A 12,762-nucleotide genomic window follows, 5' to 3' on the forward strand; every position below is an offset into this window, starting at 1 on the left:
CGCAGGACCGATCGGTTCCGGTTACTGGTCGGCCTCGAGGTCGTCGTACTCGGCGGGCGTGTACGTCGACAGTTCGAGGGCGTGGATGTCGGTCGTCATGTGCTCGTCGAGCGCGTCGTAGACCTGCTGGTGTTGCTGGACCAGCGGCAGCCCCTCGAAGACCGGCGAGACGACCGTCGCGGCGAGGTGATCCTCGTCGTGTTTGTCGCGGGCGTGGGTGACTGTCGCCTCGGCGTCCTCGAGATTCGATTCGATGAGTTCCTCGACGGCTGCTGGCTTCATACTGGGTGCATACGTGGCTCGAGCCAAAAACGACCCGGTCGCGGCCAGCGACACGGTCGCACGCTCAGAACGGGACGTCCGGCGGCACGTCCGGGCCCGACGAGCCCTGCTCGCCCAGCCCGTCGAGGCCGGTCGTGACAGTGACGTGATCGATCGCGTCGATCTCGGCCGGGAGTCGCCGCTGGATCGCCTGGGTCGTCATCGGGCTGACCCCACAGCCGCTGCACGCACCGCTCAAGTTGATCCCGACGTGGCTCTCCTCGAGATCGACCTCGGTGATCGAGGAGTCGCCGCCGTGGCCCTCGATCTGGGGAAAGTTGCGGCGAAGGAACAGCGTGACCGCTTCGCGAACGGCGTCCTCTGGGGACTGGTCCGACTCGGGCTCGCTCATGGCTGTGGCGAGGGACTGGAGCGGTATATACTGTCGGGCATCGGTTCGTGCGGCGATCACCAGAGCGGCGATGAGAGGACTTTATACCGACTCGAGACGCCGTCCCCGATATGTCACTGGCAGCCGAGACGCGCCGGGCAGTCGACCGGCGGCCGTTCCTCCGAACTGCGCTGCGGGCCGGCGTCGTCAACTACACCGCCGCCGCCCGCATGCTCGCCGTCGACGGCGAGACCGATGCGATCGCGACGGCGCTGCGCCGTTACGCCGACGAGTTGCCGGCCTACGAGACCGACTCGCGAGACGTTCGCGTCCGGATGGAAAGCGGGATCGGCCCGCTCGAGGACGCAAGCGACGACGCCGACGCACTCGTGAGGGTCGGCGGGCAGGCGTTGGGTCCTGTCGGCGGCGATCTGACCGCGATCGTTGCCGCCGGCGACGTCGACGCGGCCGCGCTCGCGGCCGTGCTTGCGCGACTTACCGCCGAGGGGCTGTCGCCAACTGCAGCCGGCGTCGCCGGGGACGCACTGGTAGTCGTGGTCGAGCGACTCGAGGGTGCGAACGCGCTGCGGGCGGTCGAAGACGCGCTCGAGCGTGTGGCTGCGCGGTCCGGGTGAGAGCGCAATGATTGATGCGGGCTGCTGTCACTGTTTAGGGACTGCAGGACGGTCGCGGCCGGCTGGCATCCACTGACAGGAGTCCGTATGAGGAGAGCCATAGCAGAAGGCTACTTCCGTTGGTTATGGGTTTTTATAGTCACACTTTCTGGGAGTACCTATGGGGCGTTCTCAGGACGTGTCGTTACCGGCAGCGTTCGACGATCTCGAGATCGGCGTCGTCGTACGCGATCCGGAAACCGGTGCGGCCCTCGACACGAACGACCGGATCGAGGAGTTGTACGGCTACTCTCGAGGGGAACTTCTCGAGATGGATATCGAGGAGTTTACAGCACCATCGACGACGTTTTCCCAGGACGAGGCGATCCGGCGACTGCGCGCTGCTGCCGCCGGCGAGTCGCAGGTCTTCGAGTGGCGGATCGAACGACCGTCGGGTGAACTGGTCTGGATTCGCGTCCGGCTCGATCGGACGACGATCGACGACACCACGTGTATCATCGCCGAGGTTCGGGAAATCACCGAGTACAAGGCTCAGACACGCCGGTTGCGGCTCCTCAACCGCGTCGTCCGCCACAACCTCCGAAACGAGACGAACGTGCTCATGGGCTATGCCGATCGGCTCAAGCGAGCGATCAAAGAAAAGACACTCGAGCGGGAAGTCGAGACGATCCTCGAAATTGCGTCCGAGATCGGGTCGCTGAGCGATTCGATTCGCCAGATCGAGGAGATCACGACACCCGACGCGACACAGCGGTCTCACATAGATGTCGGCGAACTGGTCGAAGAGGTCGCCGCAGAGGCACGAGCGGACGCAGTGGCGGCCGAGATAACCGTCGAGATTCGGGACGACATCTGCGTCAACGCCGATACGGGCCTCCGCCACGCGATCACCCACGCTATCGACAACGCGATCGAGCACAACGACCGCGAGGTCCCGTCCGTCGAGGTGTCGGTCGGCATCGACTCGGCCACTGGACAGGCCGAGATCGCTGTCAGCGACGACGGCCCACCGATCCCGGACGTCGAGGTCGACGTGCTCAGAGAGGAGGTCGCGGCGAGTGCCACCTACCACGGCTCCGGCATCGGGCTGTGGGTGATGCAGTGGTGTGTCGACTCGCTGGGTGGCGAACTCGTCTTCGAGGCGAACACCCCCCGTGGAAACGTCGTGCGATTCTTGCTGCCACGGGCTGAGTCCGTCGGGGCGTAGCGACGAGCCGACCGGAGGGCATCACACGCTTTAACTTTCAGCCGGGGGAAATGAGCCCAATGACCCTGCACGTGACGAACACGTTGACGGGCGAAAAAGAGCCGTTCGAGCCACAGGACCCCGAGAACGTCTTGCTCTACTACTGTGGCCTGACGGTCTCGGATCCGCCACACCTGGGCCACGCACGCTCGTGGGTCCACGTCGACGTCATGCACCGCTGGCTCGAGCACCTCGGTTACGACGTACGTCACGTCGAGAACTTCACCGACGTCAACGAGAAGATCGTCGCCCGGATCGGCGAGGACGACCTCGGTGAAAGCGAATCCGAGGTGGCCGAGACCTACATCCAGCGGACGATCGACGACATGCGCTCGCTGAACCTCCTGCGCGCGGAGGTCTATCCACGCGTCTCGGAACACGTCCCCGAGATCATCGATCTCGTCGAGACGCTGATCGAGAAGGGCTACGCCTACGAATCCAACGGCTCGGTCTACTTCGACGTGACTCGTTTCGAGGAGTACGGCAAGCTCTCGAATCAGGATCTCGAGGAAATCGAGTCTCAGGGCGATCCCGACGAGCGAACCGAGAAGCGAAATCCGGCGGACTTCGCGCTCTGGAAAGCCGACGGCGTCGACCCCGACGCACTCGAGGAACATCGCCACGAGGGCGTCGACCATGGGGATACCCCGCCGGAAGGTCTGACCTGGGACGCGCCGTGGGGCGAGGGACGGCCCGGCTGGCACATCGAGTGCTCGGCGATGAGCATGACCCATCTGGGCGAGACGCTCGACCTCCACGTCGGCGGTCGGGATCTGGTCTTCCCGCATCACGAAAACGAGATCGCCCAATCCGAAGCCGCAACCGACCAGCAGTTCGCCAACTACTGGCTCCACTGCGAACTGTTCCAGATGGACGACGAGAAGATGTCCTCGAGTCTGGGCAACTTCGTCACCGTCGACGAGGCGATCGACCGCTGGGGGACGAACGTTATGCGGACGTTCCTGACCGCGGGATCGTACAACAGCAAACAGCTGTACTCCGACGAGACGATCGCCGAGGCCCAGGAGCGCTGGGACCAACTCGAGCGGGCATACGAGGCTGCCGTCGACGTGCTAGACTCGCCACAGGCGAGTTCGAAGGCCACGGACGAGTCGCTGCGCGACGACCTCGCCGATGCGCGCGAAACGTTCACGACCGCAATGAACGACGACTTCAACACCCGCGAGGCGCAGTCCGCGCTGCTGTCGGTCGCGACGGCGATCAACCGGCATCTCGAGGCGGTCGATTCCGACGATGGCTCCGATTATCGCGGGCTTCGACGCGCCGTCGAGACCCTCGAGGAACTGGGCGACATCTTGGGCCTCTCTTTTACGGGCGAGACAACGGGCACGGCCACACTCGCCGGTGATGTCGTGGAACTCGTCCTTGACGTGCGCGAGGCCGAACGCGACGCCGGCAACTACGAGCGCGCCGACGAACTGCGCGACGAACTCGAGGCACTCGGCATCGAAGTCCAGGACACCGACGAGGGGGCGACGTATCGGCTGCCATCGAGCGAGTGATACGGATGGACAGCTGTCAGTGAACACGCGCGTGACACGGCTCAGTGGCGACCGATCGCGTGCGATCGCTGTGTGAACCGTCCGAGTACCAACCATCCAGTCACATATATTGACAGTATTCTTATTTGTAACCTGCTCGCTCAAGTGGGTGGCGCGTCTCTAGACGGTATGGCTGATTCTCGCTCGGTCGTCACCGCTGGGTTCGATGCCATGCCTGCCCACGTGGCGATCCTCGACGAGACGGGGGAAATCGTCTACACCAACAGGGCATGGGACGCGTTCGGGGACGAGCAGGGGTTGCCCGACGCTGCGGGCGGCGTCGGGATAAACTATCTTACGGTCTGTGAGAGAAGCGACGGTACCGAGGCGGTGGAGACGGTACGCGGGATTCGGGCGGTCGCGGACGGAGATCGCGAAGAGTTTACCCTCGAGTATCCCTGTCACACGCCCGAGCGCGAGCGCTGGTTTATGATGCGGGCGACACCGTACGACCACGCAGGCGAGCGGTTCGTGCTCGTTATGCACGTCGACATCACCGAGCGACATCGACTCGAGCAACGAACCCAGGCCCAGGCCGAGCGAATGGAGGGGTTCGCGAAGCTTCTCTCACACGACCTGCGAAACCCGCTGTCGGTCGCACTGGCAGAGGCTTATGCCCTCGAGCGCGACGACGACGGCGACCGCAGTTCGTTGCGCTCGTCGCTCGAGCGCATGGAGTCGATCATCGACGACGCGCTGGCGCTCGTGACGATCGACGAGGTCGCCGAAACCGAGCTGGCGACGATCCCGCTCGCGACGGCAGCCGAGGACGCATGGAAACACGTCTACACGGAATCGGCGACCCTTTCGGTGACCGGCACCGTCGCGATCCGGGCCGACGAGTCGCTGGTGAGTCATCTCTTCGAGAACCTCTTTCGGAACGCCGTTGAACACGCCGGCGACGACGTGACCGTGACAGTCGGCCCGCTCGAGCGCTCGAGCACGGATAGTGCGGGTGACACGGCGCTCGGCGGGTTCTACGTCGAAGACGATGGCCCGGGGATACCACCCGAGCGCCGCGAACGGGTGTTCGACTCGGGGTATTCGGCCGACTGCAGTGAGGCGAGTGAGTCGGGAGCGGAAAAGACGGAGTCGACACGGGAGGCTGGGCGAAACTCCGGGTTCGGGCTCGCGATCGTTCGGGAAGTCGCCGACGCACACGGCTGGTCGGTCTCGGTGACTGCGAGCCGAGACGGTGGCGCTCGATTCGAGATTCGGGGCGTCTCGATGCTCGAGTTGTCCGCCTAGAATCCGAGTGCCGTGGCGACTGAGAGCCCGCTTGCGAGCGCACCGAGCAGATAGCCGCCGATCGCGCCACCGTTGAGCAGCGGCAAGCCGGCGTGCGGACGACCTTTGAGGACCATGTACATGAGCACGAGCAGGCCGGCGATCGTTCCCACCAGCGCGCCGAGTGCGGGCCAGTTCAACGCGATCAGGGGGACCGACAGCATCCCGACCTCGAGGAACGCTGCGGCGCTGGCGACGAGAATCGACGGGATGACGGCGTCGCCGAGACCGATGAACAGGGCGTCGCGGTCGAGTGCGCCTTCGTGGGCGTCGGAGTCGGCCGCAGTATCGTCATCAGTGCCGCCGTCGCGGTCGTCTTCGAGCACGTCGTCGGTGCTGCCGGCTGCGAGGTAGGAATAGGACAGCGTCATCGGGACGACGAGGACGACGGGGATCTTGAGGTCCATGACGCCTTCGGCGAGGTCGAGCATGTGTTCGGTGCCGTAGACGCTGATGGCGTCGTAGACTGCAAGCACTGCAAGCAACAGCAGCGCCGGCAGCAGGCCGAAACTGATCCCGAACAGGGCGGCAGCACCGGCACCCATCACGACGCCAGTCGCGTCGATGACGTACCACTCGGGGTACACCCACAGCGCTGCGCCGACGGCGAGCGCGGCGACGATCGCGAGTGCGTCGACCACACTCCCACTCCCCGCGAGTGGCGCGAGCAACGCCGGGACGAGTTCGGCGAAAACGTACCACGAGATCATCACGCTGACGCCGACGATCAGCAGGCGGATGAGCCACTCGAGATCGTACTTGAACGCCGCGAGCATCAGCCCGGTCGCGGCGAGCATCACCCCGAAGTAGAGGACGCTGTTCGTCGGGTTCTGGGGGTCCTCGACGGCTTGCCGGCCCGATTCGGTGAAGGGATCGATCAGCGCCAGCGCGCCGAGCTGGACACCGAGAAAGAGCAGGACCGTCGTGCCGACGGCGACGAGGACCCGCGTCCGATCGTTCATGGCGCGGCGTTTGCACCCCGCTCGTATTGGCTTTTCCACTCCAGGTCGGCGACGGCTCGTCGCCGACGGTCGAACCCGACACGCGGTGGCGACGCTACCGCGCGTACAGCGTCGCCCCCACCAGCGACGGCAGGTGGACATCGTCGTCGGGCGTCACCGCCAGATAGGGCCGCGAGACGGGTCCGAAGACGTCGACGACGCGGCCGACCTCCTCGAGGGAGTCGTCGAGGACGATCGTCCCGATCTCGTCGCGGAGTTCTGCAGACGCATCGTCGTCTGTGTCGTCCGCGCGGAGCACCGCAAGCCCCTGTGCCGTGCGGACGACCGCGCCGACCCGGCGCATCTCACTCGCGCATCGCGACGACGTACGCCGCGACGGCTTGCACGAGGTCGTTTTTCGTCGAGTCGTCGGCCCCGCGGACGACGACCCGGCCCCGGTCGGCCCAGTGCTCCCGGGAGTAGGCCTTGTCTCGCTCGATCGTGGCGTCGTACCCGATCTGCTGGACGGCCTTCGCGATCTCGTCGACCGTCGGTTCCTCGACCGCCAACTCCTGTGAGACGCGGCGACCGTCGCTCCGTGAGAGGTCCGCATCGAGATAGGCGGGCCAGATGACGTTCTCGACCATGCGCCCCTCTGGGCGGTCCGGCGAGTAAACCCTTTTCAAAACGATACGTCGGCTGCCGATACCAGTACGATCCAAACGAACTGAACGAATACGTTCGGATGAATTCTTCGACGATCGTCTCGATCGTGTCGACGGCGCGGACTGGACGGTTTTTTACCCCTCCGCCTCCGAGTGGCCGCCAATGACCGAGTACGATTACGAGGCCCTCGGACTCGTCGCCGGGCTGGAAATCCACCAGCAACTCGATACGGCGACGAAGCTGTTCTGCCAGTGTCCGACCGACCTCCGCGAGCCGGCGGAGTCGACGCGTCGGTTTACGCGCTATCTGCATCCCACCCGGAGTGAACTGGGCGAACTCGACGACGCCGCCGTCGAGGAGAGCATGGTCGAACGCGAGTTCGAATATCTCGCCTACGACTCGACCTGTCTCGTCGAGGAAGACGACGAGCCACCCCACGAACTCGACGACGAGGCCCTCGAGACGGTCCTCGAGATCGCCCAGCTGATGGACATGTCGCCGGTCGATCAGGCCCACGTGATGCGCAAAATCGTCGTCGACGGCTCGAACACGAGTGGCTTCCAGCGCTCGTCGCTGATCGCCACCGACGGCGAAATCGAGACGAGCGACGGGGCCGTCGGGATCGAGGATCTGATGCTCGAGGAGGAAAGCGCCCAGCGCGTCGAAGAGACCGACGACGGAGTACGCTACAGCCTCGATCGACTGGGGATTCCGCTGGTCGAAATCGGAACCCAACCGGACATCTCCTCACCTGAACAGGCCCTCGAGGCCGCCGAACGGATCGGGATGCTGCTGCGCTCGACGGGCAAGGTCAAGCGCGGCCTGGGGACGATCCGCCAGGACGTCAACGTCTCCATCGAGGAGGGCGCACGCGTCGAGATCAAAGGCGTCCAGAGCCTCGACGACATCGACGACATCGTCCGCAACGAGGTCGGTCGACAGGCCGAACTCGTCGAGATCCGCGACGAGCTCGAGGCACGCGAGGCGTCGGTCGGCGACACGCAGGACGTGACTGGGGTCTTCGAGGACACCGACAGCGGCGTCATCCGCAGCGCGCTGGATGCCGGTGGCAGCGTGATGGCCGTCCCGCTGTACGGCTTCGACGGCCTCGTCGGCCGCGAGATCGCGCCCGACCGCCGCCTCGGTACCGAGTTCTCGGACCACGCCAAGCGCCACGGCGCGGGCGGGATCTTCCACACCGACGAACTCCCCGCCTACGGCGTCACCGAGGAGGAAGTGGCGGCGCTGCGCGACGCGGTCGGCGTCGACCCCGAGGACGCCGTCGCGATCGTCGCCGACGAGACCGAAATCGCGGAAAACGCTATCGAGGCCGTCGCCGACCGGGCCGCGACCGCCCTCGAGGGCGTCCCCGAAGAGACCCGCGGCGCGAACGACGACGGGACCACTCGCTACCTCCGTCCCCTTCCGGGGGCGGCGCGGATGTACCCCGAGACGGACGTGCCGCCGGTCGAACCGGACCCGAGCGACGTTCCCGAACCCGAACTCCTCACCGCAAAGGTCGAGCGCTACCAGGCCGAGTACGATCTCGGCGAGGGACTGGCCGAGCAGGTCGCCTACGGCAAGTACATGCCGCTGTTCGAGGACGTGGTCGCGGACGGTATCGACCCGACGCTTGCCGCGACGACGCTCGAGTCGACGTTGACGGAACTCCGACGCGACGACGTCCCCGTCGAGGCGCTCACCGAGGAACACATCACGGACGTCCTGAGCATGGTCGAGGACGGCGACCTGCCCAACGAGGGCGTGCCGGACCTGCTGACGGAACTGGCAGAGAAGCCCGACCGGACGGCCGCGGAGGCAGCTGAAGAAGCCGGACTCGGCGGTGCCGACGAGGACGAGGTCCGCGAGGCGGTCGTCGAAGTCGTCGAACGAAACGAGGCGCAGGTCGAAGACGAAGGCATGCAGGCGTTCTCCGGACTCATGGGCGAGTGCATGGGCGCGCTTCGCGGCAAGGCAGACGGTGATCTGGTGAGCCAGTTGCTTCGCGAAGAGATTCAGAAACGAGCCTAACAGGCGTCGATAACGCGACTCTTTTACTGGCGCGGTGTTCGCGACGCTCCGCTACAGGGACAGCGCGGGTAGCCAGCGTAGTGAGCGCAGTGATTACCATCCAGTCTATACCCTCATCATGTCAAGAGAGTGCAAGTCAGTCGCGTCTTCGTATTATATGGTGCGCTAGTGTGTGACCCGTTGAGCCGTCCGCACGGCCGCTGTGGGGCGCTCGGAGAGACATGGGTATGTGCAACGAGACACAGCACACGAGGGACGAATCGGACTCTGAATCGATGCGAACGACGCGCCGAACCGCGCTTCGCGGGACTGGTCTCGCCGGCGCGCTCGCGCTGGGCGTCGGCAGCGCCAGTGCGAGCCAGGACTTTTCGGAGGCGACCGCTCGCCAAACCCGAACCGAGACAACCGACGACGAGTCCGTTTCAGTAACGTGGGAGAACTACCCGCGCGCAGAGTCCGACACGTACCTGGCACGATACGTCGAACTGGGCGGATTCGGAGAGTTCTATCACCTCCGAGAGTTGGTCCCCATCGACCAGCAGGACGTCATCCAGATGAATCGCGACACGCTCTACTCGGCTGGTGTCTTCGACCTGACCGAGCCGGTCACCGTCACCCAACCGGACACGGGTGACCGCTACCAGTTGCTGATCGTCATCGATCAGGACCACTACGTGAAGGGATCGTCCACGACCGGCGGCGAATACACGCTGACGCAGGACGAAGTCGGGACGCGGTACTGTCTGGTCCTGGTCCGCACGTTGCTCGACCCGGACGATCCGGACGACGTCGAGGCCGTTCACGCCATCCAGAACGACCTCACGGCGAGTCAGGAATCGACCGGGACGTTCGAGATCCCCAACTGGGATCAGGACTCGCTCGAGGAAATCCGCAATGCGCTCATCACGGTCGGAGAGACGATGGAGGACTCCCGGGGCGTGTGGGGCGACGCCGACGAGGTCGACCCGGTCAAGCACTTTCTCGGTACCGCGGTCGGCTGGGGCGGCAGTCCGGAAACGGACGAGTTCGTCCTCTGGCGAACGCCCGAACGGAACGACGGCGACACGCCGTACACGCTCACCGTCGGGGACGTCCCCGTCGACGGATACTGGTCGGTCACCGTCTACAACAGCGACTGGTACCTCGAGGAAAACGAGTACGAGGCGTACTCGATCAACAACGTGACCGCGGAGCGAGCCGACGACGGCAGCGTCACGATTCACTTCGGCGGCGACCCCGATCAGCCAAACTACCTCTATACGCCGGCAGGGTGGAACTACACGGTCCGGCTCTACGAGCCGCGCGAGGAGATCCTCGACGGGAGCTATCAGTTCCCCGAGGCAGAGCCCCTCGAGTGAGAGACGCGGCGCGCTCGGGTCGTTTCACGCCGCTCGTCAGGTATCGACTAGCTCCTCGAGCAGCGTCTCGAGACTGTAGCTCTGCAAGGCATCCCGTTCTTCGACCGCCGAGATGACGAACGTCGAGACGGTTCGATCGACGCCCTCGAGGTCCTCGAACTCGGCGATCAGCCGCTCGACCATCTCGCTGCCGCTCAGTCGCGCGACGACGATGAAGTCCGTTTCTCCCATCGTGAAGTAGACGTTCGTGACGCCCTCGACGGTCAACAGTCGATCCGCGAACTCCTCGTAGGAGCCCTGGTAATCGGCATGGATCTCGACCAGGACGGTGACGCCGAGGCCGAGTGCCTCGAGGTCGATGTCGTAACGGTCGTTCGCGATGATGCCCTCCTCGCGGAGGTTGTTGAGTCGGTAGTGGATCGTCGAGACCGGAATGCCGGTCGCCTCGTGGAGCCGCTCGGGGCTTCCTGTCTCGAGTTCGGCGATGGCCTTGAGCAGGCGCACGTCGCGGTCGTCCATACGTCCGCGTCGGACGGCAGTCCGTATGTGTCTTCCGACCGATGTAATTGGAGAAATCTACAAGATAGATCCTGTCTGTGGGTTCCGTATTCGGATAATATTCGTATGTGTGATTTGTAATTCGGGAATTTACGGCTGGTTGTAGACAGATCTAAATATCACAGTCGGTTCCGAATCGGGTATGAATCTACTCCGATCAGTGCCAGACGGGTACCGCGAGGCGGTGCTCTTTTCGATCCTCGCGCTCTGCTGGGGAAGTTCGTTCGTCGCGATCGAGATCGGTCTCGAGTACGTGCCACCGCTGCTGTTCGCCGGGCTTCGCTACGCGCTCGCGGGCGTAATCGTCCTCGGATACGCGGCTATCGCGGCCGATCGCACGCGGCCGCGCGGGCGAGCGGAGTGGCTGGCCGTCACGGTCGCCGGCGTCTTCGTCATCGCGCTCTATCACGGGCTCTTGTACCTCGGCGAACTGTACGTCTCGGGTGCCGTGGCAGCGACCGTCGTCAGCACGGCACCGATCTTGACGGCGGGCTTCGCCGGCGTCGTTCTCCCGTCGGAACGGCTCGCACCCGCTGGGGTCGTTGGCTTCCTGCTCGGGCTCGTCGGCGTGGCCGCGATCGTTCAGCCGTCGCCGGACGCGCTCGGGGGTGACGCAACCGTCGGCGCTACCCTCGTGTTCGCTTCGGCGGTCGCCTTCGCTCTCGGGAGCGTCCTCGTTCGGCCGATCGACGCGACGCTGCCCCTCGAGACGCTCCAGGCCTGGGCGATGCTCGTCGGTGCCGGCGTGTTGTTGGGCTGGGCGCTCGTGCGCGGGGAATCGGTCGCGGCGATCGAAGTGACGGCCGCCTCGCTTGCGTCCTTCGGCTACCTGACGGTCATCTCGGGCGTGTTCGCGTTTCTCCTCTACTTCGACCTGCTCGAGCGAAGCGGGGCGACACAGGTTACGCTCGTCAGCTACGCCGAGCCGGTCGTCGCGATGGGCGTCAGTTGGCTCGCGCTGGGACACGTCGTCGACTCGCTGACGCTCGTGGGGCTGGCGACGATCCTCGCCGGCTTCGTCGTCATCAAACGCCGAGCACTGCGATCGCTGCTCCGATCGGCCCTCGAGCGGCGATCGGCCCCGACCTCGTGAGCGGGTGTTACCGAATATTTGCGATCGGAGAAACGCTTATCAACACGGACGTTGGTCGATCCCATGACCAATGTCTGAGACGATTGACACCGACACAGCGGCGCTTACAGCGGTCTGTCACGTGCGCGCACCGTTACTGCTCGAGCCGATCGACGAGCAGATCGAGACGCTGCAGGCCTGCGAGTCCGAGGGCGCGATCGACGAGTTGCTCCTGCGAAGCTGGCCACAGGAAGTCGCCCTCACCGAGGAGAGTCCCTATCAGGAAGTCATCGACAACTACGAACGATTCGCCCAGTGGGCCGACGAGCGCGGTGTCAGCGTCCGGCCGCCGTTCCGCGAGCGATCGACGACCTCACAGGTGACCGGCAAGACGCGAGAACGGCTGGTGACACCGCTTTTGTGTCTCGAGGTCTATGCCGACGACGAACTGATCGGCGTCTTCCCCCACACGGACGAGCGAACCGAGGAGACGTATACGACCGACGAGGCGATCGCCACACTCAGAACCGGCGAGGTGCCGGAACCGCTCGGCTCGGTCACGACGGACACGCGCGCGTCCGCGACATCGAACACGTGTCCCGACTGTGGCGGCTCACTGGTCGACGGCCAGGGGCTATTCGCCTGCAGTGACTGTGGCTGGATCGGCACCATCACCGAAGCCGGCCGGTACGAGTCACGGCCGGAGGAACTCACGAGCGAGGGCGAGCCGTCGCCGATCGCGACTCGATAAGCA

14 protein-coding genes are annotated in these 12,762 nt (G+C 65.0%); 8 read left to right on the forward strand and 6 right to left on the reverse strand.

What is annotated here, in order from left to right; all coding sequences use genetic code 11:
• Positions 1 to 21: 21 nt before the first annotated feature.
• Positions 22 to 282 carry a BolA family protein gene (locus tag ACFR99_RS15410; protein WP_390288971.1) on the reverse strand — a complete coding sequence of 87 codons (261 nt, stop codon included), beginning with the start codon at positions 280 to 282 and terminating at the stop codon, positions 22 to 24.
• Positions 283 to 346: 64 nt separating this feature from the next.
• Positions 347 to 673: a NifU family protein gene (locus tag ACFR99_RS15415; protein ID WP_390288974.1), complete on the reverse strand. Its 327-nt coding sequence runs from the start codon at positions 671 to 673 to the stop codon at positions 347 to 349.
• Between the two features lie 110 nt (positions 674 to 783).
• Here ACFR99_RS15415 and ACFR99_RS15420 point away from each other — a divergent pair, with 110 nt between their 5' ends.
• The 4 genes from ACFR99_RS15420 to ACFR99_RS15435 all read left to right on the forward strand — a co-directional run bounded on the left by ACFR99_RS15420 (position 784) and on the right by ACFR99_RS15435 (position 5,343).
• Positions 784 to 1,287: a DUF7523 family protein gene (locus tag ACFR99_RS15420; protein ID WP_390288977.1), complete on the forward strand. Its 504-nt coding sequence runs from the start codon at positions 784 to 786 to the stop codon at positions 1,285 to 1,287.
• 160 nt (positions 1,288 to 1,447) lie between these two features.
• Entirely contained in the window at positions 1,448 to 2,494 is a 1,047-nt protein-coding gene (locus tag ACFR99_RS15425) for a PAS domain-containing sensor histidine kinase (RefSeq protein ID WP_390288980.1), read from the forward strand.
• A gap of 59 nt (positions 2,495 to 2,553) precedes the next feature.
• Entirely contained in the window at positions 2,554 to 4,056 is a 1,503-nt protein-coding gene (cysS, locus tag ACFR99_RS15430) for a cysteine--tRNA ligase (RefSeq protein ID WP_390288982.1), read from the forward strand.
• A 168-nt stretch (positions 4,057 to 4,224) separates the two neighbouring features.
• Entirely contained in the window at positions 4,225 to 5,343 is a 1,119-nt protein-coding gene (locus ACFR99_RS15435) for a PAS domain-containing sensor histidine kinase (protein ID WP_390288985.1), read from the forward strand.
• Here the strand turns inward: ACFR99_RS15435 and ACFR99_RS15440 are convergent.
• From ACFR99_RS15440 to srp19, 3 genes are all read right to left on the reverse strand, one after another.
• Positions 5,340 to 6,344 (reverse strand): presenilin family intramembrane aspartyl protease PSH, encoded by a 1,005-nt coding sequence (locus tag ACFR99_RS15440; RefSeq protein WP_390288988.1) that lies wholly within the window; start codon positions 6,342 to 6,344, stop codon positions 5,340 to 5,342. The two genes, ACFR99_RS15435 and ACFR99_RS15440, sit on opposite strands and share 4 nt — an antisense overlap.
• 94 nt (positions 6,345 to 6,438) lie before the next feature.
• Positions 6,439 to 6,687, reverse strand: a complete 249-nt coding sequence (locus ACFR99_RS15445; RefSeq protein ID WP_390288990.1) for an H/ACA ribonucleoprotein complex subunit GAR1 — start codon at positions 6,685 to 6,687, stop codon at positions 6,439 to 6,441.
• A 1-nt stretch (position 6,688) separates the two neighbouring features.
• Positions 6,689 to 6,970, reverse strand: coding sequence for a signal recognition particle subunit SRP19 (srp19, locus tag ACFR99_RS15450; RefSeq protein ID WP_373616772.1), 282 nt, complete (start codon positions 6,968 to 6,970; stop codon positions 6,689 to 6,691).
• 181 nt (positions 6,971 to 7,151) lie between these two features.
• Here srp19 and gatE point away from each other — a divergent pair, with 181 nt between their 5' ends.
• The gene (gatE, locus tag ACFR99_RS15455; RefSeq protein WP_390288994.1) at positions 7,152 to 9,020 is read left to right on the forward strand and encodes a Glu-tRNA(Gln) amidotransferase subunit GatE; all 1,869 of its coding nucleotides are present in this window, start codon (positions 7,152 to 7,154) and stop codon (positions 9,018 to 9,020) included.
• Between the two features lie 275 nt (positions 9,021 to 9,295).
• Positions 9,296 to 10,378, forward strand: a complete 1,083-nt coding sequence (locus tag ACFR99_RS15460) for a DUF1214 domain-containing protein (RefSeq protein ID WP_390288996.1) — start codon at positions 9,296 to 9,298, stop codon at positions 10,376 to 10,378.
• A gap of 36 nt (positions 10,379 to 10,414) precedes the next feature.
• On the opposite strand, the gene ACFR99_RS15465 is transcribed toward ACFR99_RS15460, so the two are convergent.
• Entirely contained in the window at positions 10,415 to 10,897 is a 483-nt protein-coding gene (locus ACFR99_RS15465) for an Lrp/AsnC family transcriptional regulator (protein WP_390288999.1), read from the reverse strand.
• 181 nt (positions 10,898 to 11,078) lie between these two features.
• Here ACFR99_RS15465 and ACFR99_RS15470 point away from each other — a divergent pair, with 181 nt between their 5' ends.
• Both ACFR99_RS15470 and ACFR99_RS15475 read left to right on the forward strand, forming a co-directional pair.
• A complete protein-coding gene (locus tag ACFR99_RS15470) occupies positions 11,079 to 12,029 on the forward strand; it encodes a DMT family transporter (RefSeq protein ID WP_390289002.1) in 951 nt (316 codons plus the stop codon).
• A 70-nt stretch (positions 12,030 to 12,099) separates the two neighbouring features.
• The gene (locus tag ACFR99_RS15475) at positions 12,100 to 12,759 is read left to right on the forward strand and encodes an HTH domain-containing protein (protein ID WP_390289005.1); all 660 of its coding nucleotides are present in this window, start codon (positions 12,100 to 12,102) and stop codon (positions 12,757 to 12,759) included.
• The last annotated feature ends 3 nt before the right edge of the window (positions 12,760 to 12,762 follow it).

The organism is Haloarchaeobius amylolyticus (genome assembly GCF_042678045.1).
In the GTDB taxonomy this organism is placed as follows: Archaea; Halobacteriota; Halobacteria; order Halobacteriales; family Natrialbaceae; genus Natrinema; species Natrinema amylolyticus_A.